Origin of the sequence: Methanocalculus sp., assembly GCF_029762515.1 — an archaeon.
Lineage (GTDB): Archaea > Halobacteriota > Methanomicrobia > Methanomicrobiales > Methanocorpusculaceae > Methanocalculus.
Genome location: NZ_JARVGN010000378.1, coordinates 1 through 2,212 on the forward strand (window position 1 = coordinate 1; position 2,212 = coordinate 2,212).

Here is a 2,212-nt window from a genome sequence, read left to right on the forward strand (position 1 = left end):
CGTCATCATTTGCTGATCCGAATGGGAGATGGCCATATCGGGAGATGATCGCCCAGTCTCCGGGATTGAGGGGGGACGCCTTCTTCCGGGTGAGGTGCATCTCAGTGGTGCCGGATATGATACTGATCCGGGTGTAATCCATGTCGATCGCCATATCTCCGATGATAGGTGAGATCGATACCTGTATGGCCCCTATTGAATGTTCATCAGTCTTCCGTGGCCTGATATCAAAACCTGATACGGTGCGTGGAATAGAGGAGTAGCCGACAAGATCTCCTGCCAAACGAACCGAGTCACCGGATTCGCGAACTGCCATTGCGACGAGACCGTGCGGAGTGCCGGTGTGGTGGGGGGCAATGATATGGATGAGAATGATGGTCCCTGCCACCCCTCCAAGGATAATGAGAATAACCGATAGGACGGTGATGGCATCATCCTGAGGTCTCTTCGTCATATTGTTTTGTTGCTTCCGATATTCTTAAGGCTTCTGGCAACTTTCTGGATAATTATGCAATATACCGTTGTTGACGGAGAAGATCGGGGGGATCTGGTGCTCTATGCCCTCTCCACCTGCCGCTGGTGTGCGATGACCAAAGAACTCCTCCAGAGCCTGAAGGTGAAGTTTCGGTATGTCTATGCTGATCTCCTCCCTCCGGAAGAGATTGAGGCAGCGATCTCTCTGGTTGAGCGGTTCAACCCAGCGGGATCATTTCCGACGCTGGTGATTAATGGAAAAGATGCTATCATCGGGTATAAGGAAGAAGAGATCAGGAGGATATTTGCACGATGACCTACGATCCCACTGCTGAGGAGATTGATACGCTTGAAAAGGAGCTCATATTGGATGCTGAGATCCATGGGTATCACCTGAGCCCTGATCGGGATGGAGTGCGGGCACTTGTCAAAGGGCTGATTGTCAATACCAGACGATATGGCTATCCTGCCTGCCCCTGCCGCCTCTCCTTTGGGAAGAAAGAGGAGGATCTCGATATCATCTGCCCCTGTGATTACCGGGATTCCGATCTCGATGATTTTGGTGCCTGCTACTGCTCACTCTATGTAACAGAAGCAGTTCGAAGCGGCCGCGAAGAGCTGAGAGCTATCCCGGAACGCCGCCCTCCACGGAGTGAGCGAAAGAAGTCCGGATCGGCGGCTCTTTCTGGTGGATTTTCCCTCCCCATCTGGCGTTGCCGGGTCTGTGGATATCTCTGTGCACGGGAAAAACCGCCCGAAACCTGTCCCATATGCAAGGTATCAAAAGAGCGTTTTGAACGATTTGCCTGAATTAAATATGCCTGAACATGAGATAGCAACATTTGCCGCGGGCTGTTTCTGGGGAGTGGAGGCAGCCTTTGCGGATCTTGCCGGTGTCATCTCGACCCGTGTCGGATATACCGGTGGAACCGTTGACAACCCGACCTATGAGGAGGTATGTACCGGCAGGACCGGACATGCAGAGGCGGTCGAGGTGACCTATGATCCGGCTCTCGTTACATACGATCACCTGCTGATCCGGTTCTGGTCGATTCATGACCCAACGACAAAAGACCGGCAGGGGCCGGATACCGGGAGCCAGTACCGATCTGCCATCTTCACCCATTCCAAAGAGCAGGAGGATAAGGCAAACGCCTCGCGGGAACGTATGGATCGATCCGGGAGGTTTGGCAGGCCGATCGTGACCGAAATTCTGCCTGCCGCTCACTTCTGGCCAGCTGAAGAGTACCACCAGCAGTACTTCAGGAAACATGGTCATTCCTGTGGGATCGGGTTTTAAGAGCCGATCCCATTCATCTTTTCCTTATTCCTTCTCTCTACCAAGCTCAGCCGTAGCCCCGGCAAGGATCGCCATTGCAGGGATGACCAGGTACCGGGAGCCGATCTCAATGAACCACTCCGGACCACTCATCCCAAAGAGGGTAACCATCACCAGGAGGTCAAGTGCCCAGTTGATCAGAAGCCAGCTGATGCCGATAGTGACCCCGGCAGTAAGCCATTCTATCTTACCCGGGAGGCTTCTCAGGTACAGGTAGATGAGGAGGGCGCCACTTGCGGCACCAGAGATGATCATCAGGCTTTTGAAGGCGAATATGCCGATGGTGAGTGTGCCGTCCGGTCCATACAGGAAGAGGGAGATTCCGAAGGGGATGAGCCAGGTGAGGATACCATAGAGGATGAGGCGGAGTTTTGTCTGCATGGAATCGTGTTTGGAGGG

Annotated in this window: 5 protein-coding genes; 3 read left to right on the forward strand and 2 right to left on the reverse strand. The window is 53.6% G+C overall.

Annotation, left to right across the window (positions count from 1 at the left end):
* The coding region (locus QCH34_RS11140) for a hypothetical protein (RefSeq protein ID WP_300334143.1) at positions 1-454 on the reverse strand (454 nt) is incomplete at its 3' end.
* A gap of 54 nt (positions 455-508) precedes the next feature.
* Between QCH34_RS11140 and QCH34_RS11145 the strand changes: the two genes are divergently transcribed.
* From QCH34_RS11145 to msrA, 3 genes are read left to right on the forward strand one after another with little or no spacing between them, the layout of a single operon-like run.
* Positions 509-790 carry a glutaredoxin family protein gene (locus tag QCH34_RS11145; protein ID WP_300334145.1) on the forward strand — a complete coding sequence of 94 codons (282 nt, stop codon included), beginning with the start codon at positions 509-511 and terminating at the stop codon, positions 788-790.
* The gene (locus QCH34_RS11150) at positions 787-1,284 is read left to right on the forward strand and encodes a ferredoxin-thioredoxin reductase catalytic domain-containing protein (RefSeq protein ID WP_300334147.1); all 498 of its coding nucleotides are present in this window, start codon (positions 787-789) and stop codon (positions 1,282-1,284) included. Before QCH34_RS11145 ends, QCH34_RS11150 begins: the two co-directional genes overlap by 4 nt.
* 7 nt (positions 1,285-1,291) lie before the next feature.
* Positions 1,292-1,774, forward strand: a complete 483-nt coding sequence (msrA, locus tag QCH34_RS11155; protein WP_300334149.1) for a peptide-methionine (S)-S-oxide reductase MsrA — start codon at positions 1,292-1,294, stop codon at positions 1,772-1,774.
* A gap of 24 nt (positions 1,775-1,798) precedes the next feature.
* On the opposite strand, the gene QCH34_RS11160 is transcribed toward msrA, so the two are convergent.
* A partial coding sequence (locus QCH34_RS11160) for a hypothetical protein (RefSeq protein ID WP_300334151.1) occupies positions 1,799-2,212 on the reverse strand: 414 nt, incomplete at its 5' end.

Excerpts from the sequence above, each read along its gene's own strand:
- QCH34_RS11145 (WP_300334145.1), top strand. The coding sequence starts at position 509 with ATGCAATATACCGTTGTTGACGGAGAAGATCGGGGGGATCTGGTGCTC.
- msrA (WP_300334149.1), top strand. The coding sequence starts at position 1,292 with ATGCCTGAACATGAGATAGCAACATTTGCCGCGGGCTGTTTCTGGGGA.
- QCH34_RS11150 (WP_300334147.1), top strand. The coding sequence starts at position 787 with ATGACCTACGATCCCACTGCTGAGGAGATTGATACGCTTGAAAAGGAG.